At 65.8% G+C, this 19,830-nt stretch carries 18 protein-coding genes; 6 read left to right on the forward strand and 12 right to left on the reverse strand.

All coding sequences use genetic code 11. The features are described from left to right. Positions 1–34 precede the first annotated feature (34 nt). From sppA to AC07VI_RS15840, 4 genes are all read right to left on the reverse strand, one after another. Complete coding sequence (gene sppA / locus AC07VI_RS15825; RefSeq protein ID WP_492995037.1) at positions 35–1,909, reverse strand: signal peptide peptidase SppA; 1,875 nt, start codon at positions 1,907–1,909, stop codon at positions 35–37. Positions 1,910–1,972: 63 nt separating this feature from the next. Further along, positions 1,973–3,451, reverse strand: a complete 1,479-nt coding sequence (locus tag AC07VI_RS15830) for a sodium:solute symporter (RefSeq protein WP_086146411.1) — start codon at positions 3,449–3,451, stop codon at positions 1,973–1,975. A gap of 68 nt (positions 3,452–3,519) precedes the next feature. Then, positions 3,520–4,737, reverse strand: coding sequence for a YeeE/YedE family protein (locus AC07VI_RS15835; protein WP_086146412.1), 1,218 nt, complete (start codon positions 4,735–4,737; stop codon positions 3,520–3,522). An 82-nt stretch (positions 4,738–4,819) separates the two neighbouring features. After that, a complete protein-coding gene (locus tag AC07VI_RS15840) occupies positions 4,820–6,031 on the reverse strand; it encodes an MFS transporter (protein ID WP_086146413.1) in 1,212 nt (403 codons plus the stop codon). A gap of 144 nt (positions 6,032–6,175) precedes the next feature. Between AC07VI_RS15840 and AC07VI_RS15845 the strand changes: the two genes are divergently transcribed. Then, positions 6,176–6,412 carry a DUF3820 family protein gene (locus AC07VI_RS15845; RefSeq protein WP_034749909.1) on the forward strand — a complete coding sequence of 79 codons (237 nt, stop codon included), beginning with the start codon at positions 6,176–6,178 and terminating at the stop codon, positions 6,410–6,412. An 8-nt stretch (positions 6,413–6,420) separates the two neighbouring features. Here AC07VI_RS15845 and AC07VI_RS15850 read toward each other — a convergent pair whose 3' ends face one another. After that, on the reverse strand, positions 6,421–6,804 hold the full coding sequence (locus AC07VI_RS15850) for a glutaredoxin domain-containing protein (RefSeq protein WP_099374938.1): 384 nt from the start codon (positions 6,802–6,804) through the stop codon (positions 6,421–6,423). 137 nt (positions 6,805–6,941) lie between these two features. Here AC07VI_RS15850 and AC07VI_RS15855 point away from each other — a divergent pair, with 137 nt between their 5' ends. Next, the gene (locus AC07VI_RS15855; RefSeq protein ID WP_139842531.1) at positions 6,942–7,457 is read left to right on the forward strand and encodes a hypothetical protein; all 516 of its coding nucleotides are present in this window, start codon (positions 6,942–6,944) and stop codon (positions 7,455–7,457) included. 63 nt (positions 7,458–7,520) lie between these two features. On the opposite strand, the gene AC07VI_RS15860 is transcribed toward AC07VI_RS15855, so the two are convergent. The 3 genes from AC07VI_RS15860 to AC07VI_RS15870 are packed head-to-tail and all read right to left on the reverse strand — an operon-like array spanning position 7,521 to position 9,537. Further along, positions 7,521–8,165, reverse strand: coding sequence for a GNAT family N-acetyltransferase (locus tag AC07VI_RS15860; protein ID WP_099374939.1), 645 nt, complete (start codon positions 8,163–8,165; stop codon positions 7,521–7,523). 51 nt (positions 8,166–8,216) lie between these two features. After that, positions 8,217–9,038: an APH(3') family aminoglycoside O-phosphotransferase gene (locus tag AC07VI_RS15865; protein WP_492995041.1), complete on the reverse strand. Its 822-nt coding sequence runs from the start codon at positions 9,036–9,038 to the stop codon at positions 8,217–8,219. Between the two features lie 10 nt (positions 9,039–9,048). Further along, positions 9,049–9,537 carry an Lrp/AsnC family transcriptional regulator gene (locus AC07VI_RS15870; protein ID WP_086146458.1) on the reverse strand — a complete coding sequence of 163 codons (489 nt, stop codon included), beginning with the start codon at positions 9,535–9,537 and terminating at the stop codon, positions 9,049–9,051. A 77-nt stretch (positions 9,538–9,614) separates the two neighbouring features. Between AC07VI_RS15870 and AC07VI_RS15875 the strand changes: the two genes are divergently transcribed. Then, positions 9,615–10,508, forward strand: coding sequence for an EamA family transporter (locus tag AC07VI_RS15875; protein ID WP_099374941.1), 894 nt, complete (start codon positions 9,615–9,617; stop codon positions 10,506–10,508). Here AC07VI_RS15875 and AC07VI_RS15880 read toward each other — a convergent pair. Together AC07VI_RS15880 and AC07VI_RS15885 are read right to left on the reverse strand one after the other, a co-directional pair. Next, positions 10,489–10,884, reverse strand: a complete 396-nt coding sequence (locus AC07VI_RS15880) for a hypothetical protein (protein ID WP_492995044.1) — start codon at positions 10,882–10,884, stop codon at positions 10,489–10,491. The two genes, AC07VI_RS15875 and AC07VI_RS15880, sit on opposite strands and share 20 nt — an antisense overlap. A gap of 33 nt (positions 10,885–10,917) precedes the next feature. Continuing rightward, positions 10,918–12,141, reverse strand: a complete 1,224-nt coding sequence (locus tag AC07VI_RS15885) for an MFS transporter (protein WP_492995046.1) — start codon at positions 12,139–12,141, stop codon at positions 10,918–10,920. A gap of 97 nt (positions 12,142–12,238) precedes the next feature. On the opposite strand from AC07VI_RS15885, the gene AC07VI_RS15890 reads away from it, so the two are divergent. Continuing rightward, positions 12,239–13,168 (forward strand): LysR family transcriptional regulator, encoded by a 930-nt coding sequence (locus AC07VI_RS15890; protein WP_492995048.1) that lies wholly within the window; start codon positions 12,239–12,241, stop codon positions 13,166–13,168. Here AC07VI_RS15890 and AC07VI_RS15895 read toward each other — a convergent pair. Beyond that, complete coding sequence (locus tag AC07VI_RS15895) at positions 13,165–15,324, reverse strand: putative bifunctional diguanylate cyclase/phosphodiesterase (RefSeq protein WP_086146421.1); 2,160 nt, start codon at positions 15,322–15,324, stop codon at positions 13,165–13,167. The genes AC07VI_RS15890 and AC07VI_RS15895 overlap by 4 nt on opposite strands. Positions 15,325–15,514: 190 nt before the next feature. Beyond that, positions 15,515–16,438, reverse strand: coding sequence for a LysR substrate-binding domain-containing protein (locus AC07VI_RS15900; RefSeq protein ID WP_086146422.1), 924 nt, complete (start codon positions 16,436–16,438; stop codon positions 15,515–15,517). A 166-nt stretch (positions 16,439–16,604) separates the two neighbouring features. On the opposite strand from AC07VI_RS15900, the gene AC07VI_RS15905 reads away from it, so the two are divergent. Together AC07VI_RS15905 and AC07VI_RS15910 are read left to right on the forward strand one after the other, a co-directional pair. Next, a complete protein-coding gene (locus AC07VI_RS15905; RefSeq protein ID WP_086146459.1) occupies positions 16,605–17,306 on the forward strand; it encodes a pirin family protein in 702 nt (233 codons plus the stop codon). Positions 17,307–17,506: 200 nt separating this feature from the next. After that, positions 17,507–19,750, forward strand: coding sequence for a PhoX family protein (locus AC07VI_RS15910; protein ID WP_099419438.1), 2,244 nt, complete (start codon positions 17,507–17,509; stop codon positions 19,748–19,750). Positions 19,751–19,830: the final 80 nt, after the last annotated feature.

Here is a 19,830-nt window from a genome sequence, read left to right on the forward strand (position 1 = left end):
CGAAGCCGGCTTGCGTATGCTGTTGATGTGGGTATTACTTGCCGCCCAGAGGCACCTCGCACAGGCAGTGCGTGAGGGCCATGAACGGTTTGTGCTCGCGCGTGATGCCCGACAGCCAGGAGAGGTCCTGCGCCATGCCCAGCGCCGCGTCGGCCGGCAAGCCCGTCGTGGCCAGGCCCAGCTTCACGTGCTCGCCCAGGCCCAGCGAGGCCATGGCCTTGGAGCCGAACAAGCCCAGCAAACGATCGACGTTCGACGTTTCCTGCTCCAGGTAGGTCACGCGGTAGTCGGCGCCCAGCTTGGCGCGCTTGGCGGCCGAGGCCAGCGCATCGCCATAGCTGCCGATGCGGTCGACCAGGTTGCGCTCTTTCGCCTGCAAGCCCGTCCAGACGCGGCCCTGCGCCACTTCATTGATTTTCTCGGGCGTCGTCTTGCGCGCCTTGGCGGCCAGGCTCAGGAAGTCGCCATACACGTGGTTGATCGAGCCCTGGATCACTTGCGCGAAGCGGGGGTCGAGCGGGCGCAAGGGGTTGCCCGCGTCGGCCAGCCAGGTGGTCGGCGAACCGGCCGTGTGGATGCCCAGCTTTTCCACCACCTTGTCGGCCGTCGGCAGAATCGCGAACACGCCGATGGAACCGGTGATGGTGGCCGCGTCGGCGATCACTTCATCGGACGAGGTGCTGATCCAGTAGCCGCCCGACGCGGCCACGTTGCCCATCGAGACGACCACGGGCTTGCCGGCGGCGCGCGTCAGTTCCAGTTCGCGGCGTATCAGTTCCGAGCCGAAGGCGCTGCCGCCCGGCGAATCGACGCGCAGCACGACGGCCTTGATCGACTTGTCTTCGCGCGCCTGGCGGATCAAACGCGAGGTGGACAGGCCGCCGATGGCGCCTGGCGCCGCGATGCCGTCGCCGATTTCACCGGAGGCGATGACCACGCCGACGGCGTCGCCGATATGCACGGGGCGCAGGCGCGCCAGGTAGTCGGTGTAGTTCACCTGGCGGAAATTCGTCCCTTCCGTGTTCTTCGCGCCGCGCGCCATCATGAACTGGCGCAGTTCATCGCGCGTTTTCAGGCCGTCGACCAGTTTCCCATTGAGCGACAGCTTGGCAATGTCGCCGCCGGCCGCCGTCATCAGCGCGGGCAGGTTGTCGATCGTTTGCATGATGGCGCCGGCCGGCAGCTTGCGCGCCTTTTCCACGTCCGTCGTATAGGTGGTCCACAGGCCGTTGTTCAGGTAGCGGTCCGCTTCGGCCGCCGCTTCGGACGGGCCGTTGGCGATGAAAGGCTCGGCCGCGCTTTTATACGTACCCACTTTCAGCAGGTTGACCGTCACGCCCACCTTGTCGAGCGCGTCGCGGTAGTAATTGCGGTAGCGGCCGAAGCCTTCGAGCATGACGCCGCCCATCGGGTGCACGAACACTTCGTCGGCCCTGGCCGCCACCAGGTACTGGCGCTGGTTGTAGCTCGAACCCCAGGCCGTCACTTTCTTGCCCGAGGCGCGGAAACGCTCGACGCCGGCCGCCACTTCGCGCAGCGAAGCCAGGCCGCCGCCCTGCAGTTCGTCGAGCAGGATCACCATGGAACCGATGTTCTTGTCCTTGGCCGCCGTGTCGAGCACCGCCAGCACGTCGCGCAGCTGCACGCTTTTCTTGACTTCGCCGCTGACATTGGCCAGCACGGCTTCGCGCACGCCGCCCGGGGTTTCCTCCACCAGCGGGCCTTGCAGGTCCAGCACCAGGGTGGTCTTTTCGCCCAGCGGCTTGGCGCCGCCGCCGAAGATGGCGATCAGGATGGCGATGACGATCAGCAGGAAAATCAGGTTGAAGACGGCGCGGCGGGTGGCGTCCAGCGCGCGCCAGAATGCGCCAAAACCGCGGCGCAGCGGCGGAAAGGGGTTCAGTGACATTGATGCTCCGTGAGGTTATATACCTAAAGGAAACCAATATAACTGAAAACGGTGCGAATCGTCTTATTTTGACAACTGTGCCGCGCCCTGGCCGCCCTGCCCTGGCGGCGTGGAAATGAGGAACAGGCCCGCCAGCACGAGGGCGCCGTTGAGGATCAGCAGTTCCAGGCCGATGCGGTAATGTTCAAACAGCCGCGCCTGTTCCTGCTCGACCAGCGCGCACAGCAGCGGCCCGGCGATGGCCACCAGCGGCACCCAGCGGTCGCGCACGCCGCGCCGGCTCAGCAGGCCGAAGGCAAACAGGCCCAGCAGCGGACCATAGGTATAGCTGGCCAGCTTCAGGATCACGCCTATCATGCTGGGATCGTCGAGCCACCTGAAGACCATGATCAAGATCAAGAACAGTGCGGTAAAGCCCAGGTGGACACGGCGGCGCCAGCGCATCTGCGCCGCCTGGCTCAAATCCGCCCGCCGCTGCAGGCCCAGGATGTCGATGCAGAAGGTGGACGTGAGCGCCGTCAATGCCCCGTCCACGCTGGGAAACAGGGCGGAAACGAGGGCGATGAAGAAAATCAGCTGCACCGCGGCGGGAAAATGCCCGAGCACGACGGCGGGGAACAGTTTATCGCCCGTGGCCGTCACGCCGGCCAGCGGCGCGTACAGGTGCAGCAGTCCGCCCAGAAACAGGAATAGCAGCAGCACGCCGGTCAGCACCACGGTGAGACTCAGCATATTCTTTTGCGAATCGCGCAAGGTGCGCACGGAAATGTTCTTTTGCATCATTTCCTGGTCCATGCCCGTCATGGCAATCGTGATGAACATGCCGGCAAGAATATGCTTCCACACGTAGGCGGGGCTGTCCGGGTCGACGGTGAAGATGCGCGTGAGGCCCTGCGCGCGCATGCGCTCGAGGCTGTCGATCACGGACAGGTCCATCGCGCGCAGCAAGAACACGCTGCAGATGACGAGGCCGGCCAGCATGCACGCCGTTTGCAGGGTGTCGGTCCAGACGATGGTTTTCACGCCGCCTTCATAGGTGTAGAGCAGGATCAGCAGCAGCACGATGCACGACGTCAGCCAGAACGGCACGCCCAGGCTGTCGAGTATCGTGGCCTGCAGGATATTGACCACCAGATACAGCCGCGCCGTGGCGCCCAGCAGCCGCGAGACGATGAAAAACGCCGCCCCGCTCTGGTAGGAGCGCCGGCCCAGGCGCACTTCCAGGTAGCGGTAAATGGAAGTCAGCTGCAGCCGGTAGTACAGCGGCAGCAGGATGAAGGTGATGGCGAGATAGCCGAGCACATAGCCGAGCATCAGCTGGATGTAGCCGAAACCGTTGCTGCCCACGGCGCCGGGCACGCTGATGAAGGTCACGCCCGTGAGCGTCGTGCCGACCATGCCGAAGGCCACCAGCATCCAGTTGCTGTCCTTGTTGCCGATGAAAAAACTGTCGTTGGTGGCATGGCGCGAGGTGCGCCATGCCACGCCCAGCAGGATCAAAAAATACGCGAGGACGACGGCAAACAGGATGGCTGGGGACATGGGTATTGCTCTGGCGGCAAGGGGAACAGGGGCAGAAATATACAGCAAAGCCCCAGTCTGCGCCGGCCTCAGCAGCCGCTCGGCTTGACTTTCTCCACTTCCAGGCCGAACCATGGACGCAAACGCGTGCCGATGACATTGCCCAGGAAAGCGCAGACCAGCCACAGCCAGCCATGCAAACTGCCCGAGATGATACCGCTGAAATAGGCGCCGATGTTGCAGCCGTAGGCCAGGCGCGCGCCATAGCCGAGCAGCAGGCCGCCGGCGACGGCGGCGATGACCGAGCGGCGCGGGATGCGCCACACGGGCGCGTAGCGGCCGGCCAGCGCCGCCGCCAGCATGGCGCCCAGCACGATGCCGATATCCATCACGGAAGTCTTGTCCTGCGTCAAAGGCGCGGCCAGGGCGGCCGCGTTGGCCTTGGTCGACCAGTAGGCCCAGCTGGCCATGTCGATGCCGACCGCGGACGCGGCCTTGGCGCCCCACAGGGCGAACGCCGACGTCACGCCCCACGGCTTGCCCGACAGCGCCAGGGTGATGAAATTGAGCACGACGAGCGCGATGGCGCCCGCCACCAGCGGCCACGGGCCGTGCAGCCAGGGCGACGCCTGCGACGGGCGCAGGGGCGTGGCCACGAGCTTGCCGTGGCGGCGCTTTTCCACGAATACCGTGAGGCCGGCGATCAGCGCGAAGACGAACCAGTTCAGCGCCAGCGCGGGCGCCAGGCCCAGCGTCGTGACGAGGGAAATGGGTTTTAGTTGCGGCAACGCCGTCCAGAACGGCATGTGCGCCGTGCCGATCACGGAGCCGACGATGAAGGCGGCCAGGGTGATGAGCATGCGCGTGCTGCCCCCGCCCACCGTGTACAGCGTGCCGGAGGCGCAGCCGCCGCCCAGCTGCATGCCGATGCCGAAGATGAAGGCGCCGAAGATCACCGAGGTGCCGGCGGGAGACACCAGGCCCGCGACGGGCGTGCCGAACAGGGTGCCGGCCGACAATGCCGGGAAAAACAGGGCCACGCCCACGGCCAGCATCAGCATTTGCGCGCGCAAGCCGTCGCCGCGGCCATCGGCGATGAAGACGCGCCAGGCCGATGTAAAGCCGAAGGCCGCGTGATACAGGGTAATGCCGAGCAAGGCGCCCACCACGTACAGCGCGGCCTGCTTGATGCCGACGCTCTGCGCCAGATACCAGGCGCCTAGCACGATGAGCAACAGGGCCACGCCCAGCGGTTTCGGATTGATGGCGGCGCGCAGGCGCAGCGGTGACATTGCGGTATCGGACATGGGGGTATGGGCGGGAGAAAAGGAAACACCATTGTAAACCCTGGTCTCGTCCATGCCAGCGACTTGCTTGCAGATCAAGCAGTTAATGCCCCACCGCATGCATCGACTTTTCGCCGCCGCTGCGCACGGCGATGGGATGCAAGCGGTCCATCCGGCCGCTCAGGGCCGTCAAGCCGAAGGCACCCAGCACGACGAGCGCGCCGATCCAGCCCGTATGCACGAGGCCCAGGTGTTCCACGATCAGGCCGCCGCCCCAGGCGCCGCCGGCGATGCCAAGATTGAACGCGGCGATATTCAGGCCCGATGCCACGTCGACGGCGCGGGGCGTGAAGTGTTCGGCTTGCTGAACGACATACACTTGCAAACCAGCAACGTTACCGAAGGCAACGGCGCCCCACAGCAGCACGGTGATGACGACGAGCACCGGATGCGGCGCCGTGAAGGTCAGCAGCAGCAAAACGGCTGCCAGCAGCAGGAAGATCCGTTTCAGGGCGCGCACTGGCCCCATCGTGTCGGCCAGCTTGCCGCCCCAGATATTGCCGAAGGCCACGGACACGCCATACACGAGCATCACCGCGCCCACGGCGCCGGCGCTGAAACCCGACACCTGCTGCAGGATTGGCGCCAGATAGGTAAAGGCGATGAAGGAGCCGCCATAGCCGACGGCCGTCATGGCGTACACCAGCAGCAGCCGGGGCTGGCCCAGTACCTGCACTTGCTGCAGCAGCGACGCCGGTTTGCCGTGCTTGATGGTCGACGGCACGTACAGCAGGCTGCCGATGAACGCCACCAGGCCCAGGGCCGAGACGGCCAGGAAGGTTTCGCGCCAGCCGACATGCTGGCCGATGAAGGTGCCCAGCGGCACGCCCGTCACCAGGGCCACGGTCAAGCCCGTAAACATGATGGCGATCGCGCTGGCCGCCTTGTCCTTGGGCACCAGCGAGGTGGCGATGGTCGAGCCGATGGAAAAGAACACGCCATGCGCCAGCCCCGTCACGATGCGGGCGACGACGAGGGTTGCATAGCCGGGAGATTTCCACGCCAGCAAGTTACCCAGGGTGAACAAGACCATCAGCGACAATAACAAGGTTTTGCGCGGTAGCTTGCCCGTCAGGGCAGTGAGCACGGGTGCGCCGACGGCGACCCCCAGCGCATACAGGCTGACCAGCAGGCCGGCCGACGGCAGGTTGACGCCCAGGTCCGCGGCGATGGTGGGCAACAGCCCCACGATGACAAACTCGGTGGTTCCGATGGCAAACGCGCTGAGGGTCAGCGCGAGCAAGGCAATGGGCATGACAAACTCCGATAAATGATGTTGGCATGCAGTATCGGGGTTTTCTTTGTTCCGAAAAATACGTCAGCGGGCAGAAGATAGTTGCGCCAAAATCAACAATGCAGAGGTCTGCTACACTGGGCAGGTCAACACGAGATTTCCACCATGAATTCAGAAAAACTGGCGCTGCTGGTCACGCGCGAAATGCCATACGGTAAATATCAGGGACGGCTGCTGGCCGACTTGCCGGGCCATTACCTGGGCTGGTTCGCGCGCGAGGGCTTCCCCTCGGGCGAACTGGGCAGTTTAATTGCGCTGATGTACGAGCTCGACCACAACGATTTACGCAGCCTGCTCGACCCCTTGCGCACGCGCAAGTCGCCATGGCGGCCGGGAGAATAAGACGGGGCTTAAATCGCGCGCAGCTTCTTCGCCAGCATGGCGCTGAACTCGCCATTTTCCACGAGCTTTTGCAGCTCGCTGGCGCCGCCGATGAGCACGCCATTGACGAAAATCATGGGAAACGTGGGCCAGCCCGTCCACATTTTCAGCGCATTGCGGCGGTGCCACTGACTGAAATAGCTGCCGTACTGCAGGTACTGATAGGGCGTGCCCAGCACGTCGAGCATCTTGCGCGCCTTGCGCGGAAACGGATTGAGCGCCATGCCGACCACCACCACCTGGTGGGCGGCGATGGCTCGCTGCACCTCGCGCACGATGTCCTGGTGCTTGCTGCCGATCAAAGGGCGGGCGGCGGGATGGATCTGGGCTTCGTCGAGGATGGCGCGGGTCATGAAAGTCCTGGGGTGAGTGGCACATGGCGTGCGGATCACGCATTGTGCCACGCACTTGTGTCACGCGCCGTGGCTGGCGTGCGCTACACTGCGCCTCTTCTCCCCTTCACATGAAATATATGCAAGCAATCACGTCCATGTCCGCATGCCGCGCCCGCCGCCTGCTCGGCGCTCTTCTGCTCGCCGCCAGCTGCGCCAGCGCCGCCGATCCCGCGCTTGAAAGCGATCTGATCCATGCGCTGCACCTGAAAAAGGGCACGACGGAGCGAGTGGGCACCTCGGGCAAGGCCATCGCCGCCTACGTGCGCGAAGGCTACATCGGCAGGCGCCCCGACCAGCGCTTCGACTACACCGATTACTACCTGCTGAAAAAGCCGGCCAGCTTCATGGGGCATGCACTGGTGCTGATCGAGGAAGAATACATCACGCAATACATCGGCTGCTGCGTCAGCCCCGGGGCGGGCGTCACGGTCAGGGTGCAGGGCAGCACGCAGAAGCTGCAGGCGTTCGCCCGCGCCCAGCGCTGCACCTTGAACGACCCCGTCGATATCGGGCAGGCCCTGAAAGATGTTGCCATCAAGAACAGGCTGCCCAAAGGCCATTACGCGTCCCTGAGCTGCCGCGAGCGCGACGCCGAGCGCGATGAGCCGTGAGCCGTGGCATGACCGCCCGGCATCCGCGATGCGGAAGTGCATATCGCGGCCTTTATCGCGGCCTCACATGATCGTTGCCGTCGAATACAGTGATTGAACATGCCAGCCCAGGCTCAGATACAAGTTCAAGCCGTCGCCGGTGGCCACCAGCACCCGGCGCGCGCGGCCCGACCTCTGCCTGGCCGCCAGCGCGGCGATCAGGACCCGCCCCAGTCCCCGGCGCCGATGCGCCGCTTGCGTGACGATCCTGTCAAAGACAAAGACGCCCGCATGTTCCACGGCATGGCCGCTGGCGGCAATACCGCCATCGCCGCTCAGAATGCGCGCCGTCGTGATGGCCTGTGCCGTTGTCACTTCCAGCCGGTAGCCGGCAGGCAGCACGGACGCATGCAGGCTGCCTTCATGGCGCATGAAAAAGCCGCCAGGCAACAGTTGCCATCGGGGCGGCAATAACCCGAGCAATTGCTCCCCGGAACCACACATCTTGATGAAGATATGCGGTCCGTGTATCGACGCAGCCAAGGCGCTGATGCCTGGAACCGGTCCCCCAAAAACGTGGCGCCGGATTTCGCCCGGCAAGCCCGCGTCGACACGCCAGCCGCCGTGCTCGGGCACGGGCGGCGGCAAGCCACGCGCAATCGAACGTGCCGCCAGCCAGGCGGCAAGCAGGCCGGATTCAGCCTGATGCGCATTTTCCAGCTCCGCCATCCCATGCTCCCTCATTCGCCCCTGCTGATTATGCCAGAGTGCAGGCGGCGCTCAGAACAGCTCGTCAAGCAGCAGATGGAATTGCAGCTTGCCTTGATCGGCATCAAGGATCCCGTAGTGCCGCAACAAGCTTTGCACCAGCGCGGCGTCCAACTCGGCGAGGCCGTGGCAAACGATGGCCAGGTCCTGGTAACGGTCGGCAACGCCGGCCCGTCCCACGTCGAGGCAGCCGACGACGGCGCCGTCCTGCAGCAGGATATTGTCCAGCGAGAAGTCGCCATGCGTGACGACGGGGTCGGGCGTGAGCGGCTGGCAATCCTGCAGCGCCGTCCACACCTGCTGCGCCGTCCAGCCTTGTCGCTCGGCATCGAAATCATCGGCGTCGACGAGGCCCGCATCGATGCGCCGGCGCGCCTGGGCCAGCCGCACGGCAAGGCCGGCGTCGAAGGGACACGCGCCCACGGGCAGCGCGTGCAGGCGGCGCAGGAAGGCCGCCAGCGCGTGGGCCACGGCGGGTCCCAGCGCGGGGTCCGCATCCAGCACCTGGGAGGCCGTCTTGCCCGGCAGCGCAGCCGTCAGCAGCCAGGCCTGGTCCGGCGCTGCCACGCGCGCGAACTGCACCACCGCCGGCACGGGCAGGTGCGGCGCCAGCCAGTGCAGGCGCGCCGCTTCATCGGCAAGGTCGGCGGCGGCAGGCCCCCTGCCGTGCTTCAGGTACAGGTCCGGCGCGCCATCCCCGCCCTGCAGGCGGTAGACGGCGGCGTCCGACTCGCCGGCGCTGTCGCGCGTCCATTGATAACCGGTAATGGCGGCAGCCAGGCCGGCGGGCATGGCTGCCGTCACTGCCCCTTGCGTCCTTTTGGAGATCGTCATCTGCCCGCTCCTATGCCAGCGGCACGTGCAAGCCCATCTTGAGGCAGGTCAATGCCACGGACGTGCGGTAGCGCCGGATATTGTCGTCGCCGCCGAACAGCCGCTCCGTCAGCGCCTCGTATTCGGCCATGCTGCTGGCCGTGATGAGCAGCAGGTAATCGGCCTCGCCGGTAATCCCATAGCATTGCTGGATGGCGGGTTCGGCCATGATGCGCGCGCGCATGCCGGCCGTGCGCAGCGGGTGCTCGTCGTGCAGATGCACTTCCACCGCCAATGTCAGGGGGCGGCCCAGGCGGCTCGCGTCGAGTACGGCCACCTCGTTGCGGATGACGCCGCTCTCGCGCAGGCGGCGGATGCGCCGCTGCACGGCGGGCGCCGACAAATGCACGGCCTGGGCGATTGCGCGCTGCGAGGTCGTGTTATCGCGCTGCAAGATATCGAGGATGGCCAGGTCGAAGGCGTCGAGGGCGGGGGAAGGCGCGAGCGAAAGTTGCGTCATGATGGTCAAAATGCAGTGCAAATATCGGAGTAGACACAATAAACTTTCATTACTCCGATATCAAGCCATTTATTACCATGCCTCAGCACCGCTACTCTTCTTTTATTCCCTTGCTCGCCATCCTCGGCTCCGTCACCGCGCTGGGACTGGGCACTTCATGGGCCAAGCACAGCCTGTTCCCGCTGGTCGGCGCGCAAGGCACGACGGCCGTGCGCGTGGGCTTTTCCGCCCTGCTGCTGTTGCTGTTCTGGCGCCCGTGGCGCTGGCAGCTGAGCCGCGCGGACGCCCGCACGGTGGCCCTGTACGGCGCGGCGCTGGGCCTGACCAACCTGTGTTTCTACATGGCCCTGCGCACGATACCGTTCGGCATCGCCGTGGCTATCGAGTTTTCCGGCCCGCTGGCCGTGGCCCTGCTGGCCTCGCGCCGCCCGCTCGACTTCGTCTGGGTGGCGCTGGCCGTGGCGGGACTGGCGCTGCTGCTGCCGCTGGGCCACGACGTCAGCAATCTCGACCCCACGGGCGTGCTGTTCGCCCTGGGCGCGGCCGTCTGCTGGGCCTCGTACATCGTCTTCGGCAAGCGCGCCAGCCATTTGCACGCGGGCCATTCCGTCGCCCTGGGCCTGGCCATGGCCGCGCTGGTGGTGGTGCCCGTGGGCGTGGCGCACAGCGGCGCCGCCCTGCTCTCGCCCGTCGTGCTGGGCGTGGGCCTGGGGGTCGCGCTCATTTCCAGCGCCATCCCGATCTCGCTGGAAATGGTGGCCCTGAAACGGCTGACGCCGCAAGCCTTCGGCATCATGAGCAGCATGGAGCCGGCCGTGGCCGCCATGCTGGCCTACATCCTGCTCGACGAGCGCCTGGGAGCGGGACAGTGGCTGGCGATTGCCATGATCATGGCCGCGTCCATGGGCAGTTCCTACATGGCGCAGCGCCAGAAGCGCGATGCGCCGGCGCTCATGGCCGAATGCAGATAGTGAAGCGGGCGCCGCCCAGCGGCGAATCGTCGACGGCGATGGCGCCGCCGTGCAGCAGCAAATGCTTGCGCGCCTCCAGCAGCGAACCGATGCGCCCGGCCATGTCGTTGATGCGGCCCGCCAGCGGCGCGATGCTCGATGCGGCGCTGACCCGCGCCCGCGCCGCCAGGCTGCGCCCGTGCGCGCGCGTCCACCACCCCAGCGGCAGCAGCAGGCACAGGGCGATGACGGCGAAGCGGATCGCCTCCATGCGCAGCGCCTGGCCCACGTCGATGGGCAGATTCTGCGCGTGGAGCACATCGTCGTCGCTGCCGGCATAGCGCGCCCCCGTGGCGTCGACGCGGCGGTAAAAGCCCTTGCCGCCCACGTCCATCACGATGGCGCCCTGCTGGAATAAGGCGGCCTGCGTTCAGTGCGCGGCAGCTCCCGCCACGTGGGCGGCCAGGTTCCTGCGCGCCAGCCACGCGAGCGGCAGCAGGGCCAGCAGCGCAGCGGCCACGCCGGCCCAGGGCGACGATGCCATCAGCTGGCGCGACACCATCAGCGCACCGAGCATGGAGCCGAAGGAAATGCCGAGGTTGAACGCGGAAATGTTCAGGCCCGAGGCGAAATCGACGGCTTGCGGCGTGTAGCGCTCGGCCGTGGCCAGCATGCCCGCCTGCAGGGCCGGCGACAGGCCGAAGGCGAACACGCCCCAGACGAACAGCATCACCGTCATCAGCCACTGGGACGTGACGGCCAGCGCCACGCCCACTTGCGTCACGGCCAGCAACAGCAGCATCGATCGCAAGGCCTTTTGCCAGCCCAGGTGGCTGGTCAGGTAGCCGCCCGCCAGGTTGCCGGCAAAGGTGGCCGCGCCGAACACGATCAGCAGGGCGCTGGCCATGGCGGCGGAAAAACCCGTCACGTCCGTGAGGATGGGGGTAATGAACGTGAACGCGGCAAAGCTGCTGCCGAAGCCGAACGTGGTCACGGCCATCATCGTCAGGATGGGGCCGCTGCCCAGGGCCGCCAGCTGCGTCATGGCCTTGCCGCCCTGGCCTTGCGATAAACCGGCCGGCAGCCAGCGCGCCATGGCCGCCAGGCCCAGCGCGGCCAGCACCACCACGGCAAAGAAGGGCAGGCGCCAGCCCATCAGGTTGCCGAGGAAGCTGCCCAGCGGCACGCCGATCACCATGGCCAGCGTCAGTCCCGCAAACATCACGGAAATCGCCCTGCCCGCCTGCGCCTTGTCCACCAGGCTGGCGGCCACGGTGGCGCCGATGGCAAAGAAGGTGCCGTGCGCCACGGCCGTGATGACCCGCCCCGCCAGCAACAATTCAAACGTGTGGGACAAGGCGGCCAGCAGGTTGCCAGCGAGAAAAACGCTCATCAGTCCCAGCAAGGCCGCCTTGCGCGGCAGGCGCGACATCAGCAGCACCAGCAGCGGCGTGCCGACGGCCAGCGCCAGCGCGTACAGGCTCACCAGCGAGCCGGCCGATTCGATGGAAATCTGCAAATCTCTCGCGATGGCGGGCAGGATGCCGACGACGATGAATTCGGTCACGCCGATGGCGAAGGCGCCGACGGCCAGCGCCAGCACGCCGGGCGGCATCTTGCTGGCTTGAGGGGAAACAGGGTGTGCGGTGGTCATGATGGCTCCAGCAATGATTCAAGCCGGCCAGTGTATCGGGAGAAACACTTTTGATATAGACTCCTATAATGGAAACACCTGTGAAATGGATTCAATAATGGCCAGGCAAGACATCAACCGCGCCTTCGAGATGAGCGTCTTCGTGGCCGTGGTGGAAACGGGGGCTTTTTCCGCCGCCGCGCGCCGCCTGGCCCTGACGCCGTCGGCCGTCAGCAAGCTCGTCAATCGGCTGGAAGCGCGGCTCGGCGCCCGTTTGCTGCAGCGCAGCACGCGGCAATTGCACACCACGCCCGAGGGCGACGCCTTCTTCGTGCAGTGCAAGCGCATCCTCGACGATATCGACGGCGCCGAGCGCGAAGCGTCGCAGGGCGAAGCGTCGCAGGGCGCGGCGCCGCGCGGGCGCCTGCGCATCAACTGTTTCGTGCCCTTCGGCGTGCACCAGCTGCTGCCCATCCTGCCCGAGTTCGCCCGCCGCTATCCCGACATCGTGCTCGACGTCGTCGTCAGCGACGCCGTCGTCGACCTGCTGGAAGACCGCACCGACATCGCCATCCGCACAGGCCAGCTGAAGGCATCGAACCTGGTGGCGCGCAAGCTGGGCGAAGACGCGATGGTCGTCGTCGCCGCGCCCGCCTACGTGGCGCGCCACGGCCTGCCGCGCACGCCGCAGGAATTATCCGAACACAATTTATTGGCGTTCAACTTCCGCTGCCAGAACGAAACCTGGCCCTTCCTCGACGGGAGCGGAGGAACGTTGCAGGTGACGCCGCAGGGCAATACCTGCGTCAGCGATGGCGAAAGCATGCGCCAGCTGGCGCTGGCGGGCATGGGACTGGGACGTTTTTCGCGCCAGCACGTGCGGCGCGACATTGCGCAAGGTCAATTGGTGGAGGTGCTGCAGGACTACAATCCGGGCGACAAGGAGGTCGTGCACGCCGTCTTCGTGGGACCGGGCCTGCAGGTGCCGGCCCGCGTGCGCGTAATGCTCGATTACCTGCTGGAAAAGGTCAAGCTGGGCCTGCCTTAAGCGACGGCCTCGCCCAGGCGCAGCTGGCGGCCTTCGCCCAGCATCAGTTCGAACTCGGCCGCCGGCACGGCCGGGCTGAACAGATAGCCTTGCAGCTGGTCGCAGCCCAGTTCGCGCAAGAAACGCATCTGCTCGGCCGTTTCCACGCCTTCGGCGACGATTTCCTGGCGCAGCTGCTGCGCCATGGTGACGATGGCGCGGGCGATGGCGCAGTCATTTTCCTCGAAGGGCAAGCCGACGACAAACGAGCGGTCGATTTTCAGTGTGCTGATGGGAAACTTTTTCAAATATGCGAGGCTGGAATAGCCGGTGCCGAAGTCGTCCAGCGCCAGCGCCAGGCCCATGGCCACCAGCTGGTTCATGATGTCGATGACCTTGTCGGCGCCCCGCATCAGCAGGCTTTCCGTGATTTCCAGCATGATCTGCTCAGGCCGCACGCCGTAGCGCTCGAGCACGGCCGCTATGCGCGCCGGCAACTGCTCGTCGAACTGGCGCGCCGACAGGTTGACGGCGATGGCCGGCATGTGCAGGCCCCGGTCTTCCCAGCTGCGGATCTGGCGGCACGCCTCGTCCAGCACCCAGGTGCCCAGTTCTAAAATTAAACTGGTTTCCTCGGCAACGGGGATGAAGACGCCGGGCGAGACCATGCCGCGCATCGGATGCTTCCAGCGCAGCAAGGCTTCCGCGCCCACGATGCGTCCGCTGGCCAGGCTCACTTTCGGCTGGTAATGCAATTCCAGCTCCTTGTCGCCCAGGGCCAGTCGCATTTCGCTTTCCAGGCGCAAATGTTCCTTGGCCCGCCGGTTCATGTCCTCGCGGTAGAACAGGAAGGTCGATTCGATGGTCTGGCCCGCCTTGGCCACGGCCACGTCGGCAAAGCGGAACAGGGCCGGCGCTTCCAGGCCGTCTTCCGGATACACGGTGATGCCGATGCTGGCGCCCACGTGCAGCGCGTGCGCATCGATATTGATCGGTGCTTCGAGCAGGTTGAGCAGTTTTTGCGCCACGTTGGCCGCGTGTTCGCGCTTTTCGATGTGCAGCAGGGCCACGACGAACTTGTTGTTGTCGACGCGCGCCAGGATGTCGGCGTCGCGCAGGGCGCCGCGGAACAGCTGGCCGATGGCGATCACCAGCTGGTCGCCCACTTCATGGCCCAGGGTGTCGCTGATGGAACCGATGCGGCTGATGTCGATGACCATCAGCGCGCCATGCGTGCCTTGCCGCTTCGCTTCGGCCAGGCCCTGGTCGACCAGCTGGTTCAGCAGGCAGCGGTTCGGCAGGCCCGTCAGGCTGTCGTAGTTGGCCATGCGCTGCATGCGCGCCTCGGCGTCCTTGTGCACGGAAATATCGGAAAACAGGGAAAACACATGGCTGATTTCGCCGTACTCGTCGCGCACGACGCTGATGGTGACGTCTTGCGGAAACAGTTCGCCGTTCTTGCGCTTGCCGATGATCTCGCCGCGCCAGGAGCCGTGGCCGCGCATGGCGGCGCGCACCTTGGCGCGGAAATCGGGGTCATGCACGCCCGAGCGCAGCAAGTCCGGCGTGCGGCCGATGGCTTCGGCCGGCGAATAGCCGGTGATGCGGGAAAACGAACTGTTGATCGACACGATGCGCTCTTCCGCATCCGTGATCAGCACGCCCTGCTCGCTGTCTTCGATGATGCGCGCGTGCAACTTCACCTTGTCCACGTCGGACAGCGGTTCGCTCAGCGCGGACAGGCGCACGGCCATGCCGCAAGCCTTGCCGGCCTGGTCGTGGATCACGTGGCGGTGCATGCGCAGCCACGTCACCATGCCCGACTTCTTGCGCCGGCGCACATCGGTGGCCACGTCGCCCTGCACGAAATGCAGCTCCAGCACGCTCGCTTCCGCATCGTCTTCCGGGTACAGGAACAGGATGTGCTGGCCCAGCGCCTCGATTTCGGAATAGCCGAACATCTGTTCGGCGCCATGGTTCCAGCCGATCAGGAAGCCGTCGGGATCGATTTCCAGCAGGGCGTCGGCCGGCGCCACGCGCACCACGGGCCGGCTGGCGCCGCGCAGCCGCTCCAGCTCGTCCTGCAGGCGCGCCAGGGTGGCAAGCTGCTGCGGCCCCGCCTGTTCGCGGGCCTCCTGGGCCAGGCGCAGGCACAGCGCCACTTTCGCCTCAAGCACGGCAACCCCGCGCAGGAAACGGGGCCAGGAAGAATGTCGGGAGCGCTGCGGTCTGTGTAATCATCAAAATCCCACCAGGGGGCATGGAGGTCGGGCCAGAAATACGATGGAAATACTGTGAATATGGTAACCTGAAAATGTTGGCCTATGTCAACATTTTAAGGCCTACGCCGAATGGCGGGGCGCTGCGTCAGGCACGTCCCGGCAGGTGCAGCGCCAGCCGCGCGAACACTTCGGGATCGCGCATGCGCGCCAGCCACCAGCGCAGCGCGGCGCCATCCTCGCCCACGCGCCAGGCCAGGTAGAACGTTTCCGACGGTTTCGGCTCTTCCACGGCCTTTTCCACCAGCAGGCCGCGGGCGATGGCGGCGCGCGCGCAAGGCCCCGGCAGGAAGCCGAAGCCCAGCCCCAGCACCTGGCAGTCGAACTTGACCTGCATGTTCGGCACCGTCAGCGCATCCTGCCCCAGCAGCAGTCCCACCGTGCGCGGCGCCAGCTGGCGCGCAGAGTCAGCCACCACCACGGCGCGGTATTGCTGCAGGTCGCCGCGCGACAGCGGGCCGGGCAGCAGCGCCAGCGGGTGCGTGGGCGCCACGGTGAAGACAAAGTCCAGCATGCCGATCGGCTGTGCAATATAGCCGCCGCCGGCCGGCCCGTCGCCGGGCGCGCCGACCAGCAGGTCGACCCTGCGGTCCAGCAGCGCTTCCCATGTGCCCGACAGGGTGTCCTGCCCCAGGCGCAGCCGCGTCTGCTGCGCCACCTCATAAAAGGCGCGCACGTCGTCGGCCAGGGCCACGGCGGAAAACATGGAGTCGATGCCGATGGCCAGTTCCGTTTCCCAGCCCGACGCCACCCTGCGCACGCGGTGTTCCAGATCCTGCGCCGCCTTCAGCAGGTAGCGCCCTTCCTTCAGCAACTCCTGCCCCGCCGCCGTCAGCACGACTTTCGGCCCGTTGCGCTGGAAGACCTGCACGCCCAGGTCGTCTTCCAGCTTGGCCACCGTATAGGAAATGGTGGACGGCACTTTATGCAACTCCTTGCCGGCCGACGAGAACGATCCGCGGCGGTCGATGGCGTCGACGATTTGCAGGGCTTCCAGGCTCAGTCTTAACATTCGATTTTTTCGATGATAGTACGGTAGATTTTCCGTTTTTCTTTCCCCGCGTGGCGGCCTATACTTTCTCCATCGTACAGCGAGGGGCAGAAAGGCGTCACGGCAAATGCCGGGCAACGGTCCTTCGAAATTATCGCACATTAACTTTACAGAAACGGAGCACACCATGTTACAGATTCGTCACAGCGCAGAACGCGGTGCCGCCAACCACGGCTGGCTCAATTCCCACCACAGCTTTTCCTTCGGCAGCTACCACGATGCCAATCACATGGGTTTCGGCCCATTGCTGGTGATTAATGAAGACCGGGTCACGCCCGGCCAGGGTTTCGGCACGCACGGCCACCGCGACATGGAAATCATTTCCTATGTGCTCGACGGCGCGCTCGAGCACAAGGACAGCATGGGCACCGGCTCCGTGCTGCACTACGGCGACGTGCAGCGCATGAGCGCCGGCAGCGGCGTGCGCCACAGCGAGTTCAACCACTCGAACACGGATGGCTTGCACTTCCTGCAGATCTGGATACAGCCGAACGTGACGGGCATTCCCCCCAGCTATGAAGAGAAGCATTTCTCGCCGGAAAGCAAACAGGGCAAGCTGCGCCTGATCGCCTCGGGCGACGGCCGCCACGGTTCCGTGCTGATCCACCAGGACGCGGCCATCTACGCCAGCATTCTGCGCGAAGGCGAGCAAGCCGAACATGCGCTCGATGAAGGCCGCCTCGCCTATGTGCACCTGATCCGCGGCAGCCTGGTCGTCAACGGCACGCCCTTGAAAGCGGGCGATGCGCTGAAACTGACGCAGGAGGCGGCCGTGATCATTACCCAGCCGGAAGACGCGGAATTCCTGCTGTTCGATCTGCCTCGTTGATGGCAGCTGCCCCTCTTCGGCGCGGTTTTCGCCAGGCCAGTTAAGGCCAAGGCGGCCTGACCGGACGGACCCGTCACGCACGGGGCCCGTCCGGCCGGCCGCCTGTCACCGTTTGGTCATCGAACTGACATGCGGCCGTCACATACGCTCACTATCATGCGCTTGCCTTTAAATCACGCAACCACAGGACATCGCAGCCCATGAACAAGCCCAACGATCTGGCCATCCGCGCCACCGATCTGAACGACATCGACAGCAACGCGTCCCACGATAACCATTTCAACAGCATCCTGAACGCCCGCCTGAGCCGCCGCAACTGGCTGCGCGGCAGCGCCGTCACGGCCGCCACCGCCGTCATGGGGTCGATGGGCCTGTCCGCCTGTGGCGGCGGCAGCGATGCGGTCGCCGTCACCCCGACGCCGACGCCGACGCCCGAAAAACTGCTGGCCTTCACGGCCGTGCCGAAAAGCCTGGCCGACGTCGTGTCGGTGCCGGCCGGCTACACGGCCACGGCCCTGTATGCGCTGGGCGACTCGCTGCGCGCGGCCACGCCAGCCTACAAGAACGACGGCAGCGATACCGATTTCGACAACCGCGCCGGCGACCACCACGACGGCATGGAATACTACGGCCTGTCCGCCGCCGGCGCGCCGCTGGCGTCCGGCGCCGAACGGGGCTTGCTGGCGATGAACCACGAAGCGACCACGGACGAAAAGCTGTCCTCGCACTTCCTGCACGTCAATGGCGGCACCACCACGCTGCCGCGCCCCGCCGCCGAAGTCGACAAGGAAGTGGCCGTCCACGGCCTGAGCGTGGTGGAAGTCAAGAAGACGGGCAGCGCCTGGGCCACCGTCAACGATTCCGCCTTCAACCGCCGCGTCACGCCGCTGACGGACATCGAGCTTGCCGGCCCCGTGCGCGGCAATGCCCTCGTGGTGACCAAGTACTCGCCGACCGGCACCAAGACGCGCGGCACCATCAACAACTGCGGCACGGGCAAGTCGCCATGGGGCAGCTACCTGTCCGGCGAGGAAAACTGGGCCGGCTACTTCACGCGCTCGGCCACCGACAACGCGGCGCGCGGCGACAAGTCCGTGGTGTCGCTGAACCGCTATGGCCGCAGCCAGGGCGGCGCTTCGCGCCACGGCTGGGAAACGGGCGGCAGCGACGACAAGTACGCGCGCTGGAACCTGAGCAAGATCGGCGCATCAGCCGACGGCAGCGACGACTACCGCAATGAATTGAACGGCATGGGCTACATCGTCGAGATGGACCCGTATGACAAGACCCGCGCCATCCGCAAGCGCACGGCGCTGGGCCGCTACGCGCACGAAAGCGCCGCCTTCAGCGTGCCGACCGTGGGCCAGCAGCTGGCCGTCTACATGGGCGACGATTCGCGCAACGAGTACATCTACAAATTCGTCACGGCGGCCGTCTGGGCCGCGGCGGACGCCAACCCGGCAGACCGCATCGCCACCGGCGACAAATACCTCGATTCGGGCAAGCTGTACGTGGCCAAGCTGGCCGCCGACGGCACCGGCCAGTGGATCGAGCTGTCCCTGTCGAACGCGCTGATCCAGGCCTACGGCGCCTACAAGTTCGCCGACCTGGCCGACGTGCTGGTCAATGCCCGCCTGGCGGCCGACGCCGTGGGCGCGACAAAGATGGACCGTCCGGAATGGTGCTCGGTCAACCCGGCCAATGGCGAGATCTATTACACGCTGACCAACAACTCGAACCGCACCGTCAATCCGGGCGGCTCGTCGCAGCTGGCGCCCGACAGCGCCAACCCGCGCGCCTACACGGACATGAAGGGCAGCAGCGCGCAGAACGGCAATCCGAACGGCCATATCATCCGCTTCAAGGAAGGCACGGGCGCAGCCGCGGCCACCAGCTTTACGTGGGATGTCTACCTGTTTGGCGCCGAGAGCGGCGCCGACGCCAGCAAGATCAACCTGTCGAACCTGACGGCCGACCAGGACTTTTCGAGCCCGGACGGCCTGGCCTTCAGCCCCTACACGGGCATCTGCTGGATCCAGACGGACGATGGCGCGTACACGGATGTGACCAACTGCATGATGCTGGCGGCCATTCCCGGCAAGGTGGGCGACGGCGCCAAGTCCACCCTGAACTACGCCACGGCGGCCGGCGGCAACCTGGCGGTCGACACCTTCATCGGCAAGAAGCCCACGGCCGACACGCTCAAGCGCTTCCTGGTGGGGCCGGTCGGCTCGGAAATCACGGGCATCAGCGAAACGCCCGACGGCAAGACCATGTTCATCAACATCCAGCATCCGGGCGAAAACACCGCGCTGGCGAATATCGGCGACCCGTCCAAGTACACGAGCCAGTGGCCGGCCAACGCCGGTTACGGCGTCGGCAAGCGTCCCCGCTCGGCCACCATCGTGATCACCAAGAACGACGGCGGCCGCATCGGCAGCTGATGGACTGTGCCTGGCGGAGGCATCCGCCAGGCACAGCCAGCCATCGACCTTGTAAAAGGAGGAAGTGCCCCTAAGTAAGG

The organism is Janthinobacterium sp. GW821-FHT03A03 (genome assembly GCF_059421435.1).

Coding starts and splice junctions, on each gene's coding strand:
- sppA (WP_492995037.1), bottom strand. CDS start 1,909: ATGTCACTGAACCCCTTTCCGCCGCTGCGCCGCGGTTTTGGCGCATTC.
- AC07VI_RS15830 (WP_086146411.1), bottom strand. CDS start 3,451: ATGTCCCCAGCCATCCTGTTTGCCGTCGTCCTCGCGTATTTTTTGATC.
- AC07VI_RS15835 (WP_086146412.1), bottom strand. CDS start 4,737: ATGTCCGATACCGCAATGTCACCGCTGCGCCTGCGCGCCGCCATCAAT.
- AC07VI_RS15840 (WP_086146413.1), bottom strand. CDS start 6,031: ATGCCCATTGCCTTGCTCGCGCTGACCCTCAGCGCGTTTGCCATCGGA.
- AC07VI_RS15845 (WP_034749909.1), top strand. CDS start 6,176: ATGAATTCAGAAAAACTGGCGCTGCTGGTCACGCGCGAAATGCCATAC.
- AC07VI_RS15850 (WP_099374938.1), bottom strand. CDS start 6,804: ATGACCCGCGCCATCCTCGACGAAGCCCAGATCCATCCCGCCGCCCGC.
- AC07VI_RS15855 (WP_139842531.1), top strand. CDS start 6,942: ATGTCCGCATGCCGCGCCCGCCGCCTGCTCGGCGCTCTTCTGCTCGCC.
- AC07VI_RS15860 (WP_099374939.1), bottom strand. CDS start 8,165: ATGGCGGAGCTGGAAAATGCGCATCAGGCTGAATCCGGCCTGCTTGCC.
- AC07VI_RS15865 (WP_492995041.1), bottom strand. CDS start 9,038: ATGACGATCTCCAAAAGGACGCAAGGGGCAGTGACGGCAGCCATGCCC.
- AC07VI_RS15870 (WP_086146458.1), bottom strand. CDS start 9,537: ATGACGCAACTTTCGCTCGCGCCTTCCCCCGCCCTCGACGCCTTCGAC.
- AC07VI_RS15875 (WP_099374941.1), top strand. CDS start 9,615: ATGCCTCAGCACCGCTACTCTTCTTTTATTCCCTTGCTCGCCATCCTC.
- AC07VI_RS15885 (WP_492995046.1), bottom strand. CDS start 12,141: ATGACCACCGCACACCCTGTTTCCCCTCAAGCCAGCAAGATGCCGCCC.
- AC07VI_RS15890 (WP_492995048.1), top strand. CDS start 12,239: ATGGCCAGGCAAGACATCAACCGCGCCTTCGAGATGAGCGTCTTCGTG.
- AC07VI_RS15900 (WP_086146422.1), bottom strand. CDS start 16,438: ATGTTAAGACTGAGCCTGGAAGCCCTGCAAATCGTCGACGCCATCGAC.
- AC07VI_RS15905 (WP_086146459.1), top strand. CDS start 16,605: ATGTTACAGATTCGTCACAGCGCAGAACGCGGTGCCGCCAACCACGGC.
- AC07VI_RS15910 (WP_099419438.1), top strand. CDS start 17,507: ATGAACAAGCCCAACGATCTGGCCATCCGCGCCACCGATCTGAACGAC.